This window comes from Comamonas sp. 14P8.1.4 (genome assembly GCF_057799285.1).
Genome location: NZ_JBYOKN010000044.1, coordinates 1 through 343 on the forward strand (window position 1 = coordinate 1; position 343 = coordinate 343).

1 rRNA gene is annotated in these 343 nt (G+C 51.3%); it reads right to left on the bottom strand.

Annotated features, from left to right (window positions below):
* Positions 1-168: 168 nt before the first annotated feature.
* Positions 169-281, bottom strand: a 5S ribosomal RNA gene (rrf, locus tag AC27VO_RS16555).
* Positions 282-343 lie beyond the last annotated feature (62 nt).

The following is a 343-nucleotide window of genomic DNA, read 5'->3' on the forward strand; positions in this document are numbered from 1 at the left end:
AAAAAGGAGCGCCTAGCGCTTCTGATCTATAGGCTTCAGCTATTTTTCGGCCTGAACCGCAATAAGAGCGCACGCAGTGCGCTCTTATTTTTTTGCCTTCTGGTTTTCAGCGCCGCCAAAAACAAAACCCCTGTCTCTTGCGGAGATCAGGGGTTTGCTGCTGTAAGAGCCTGACGATGACCTACTTTCACACGGGAGTCCGCACTATCATCGGCGCAAAGTTGTTTCACTGTCCTGTTCGGGATGGGAAGGAGTGGGACCAACTTGCTATGGTCATCAGGCATAACTGTCCGCCAGGCAGCCACGCATCGGTGCTACCCAGCTCAAAATTGTGCTTCTATAA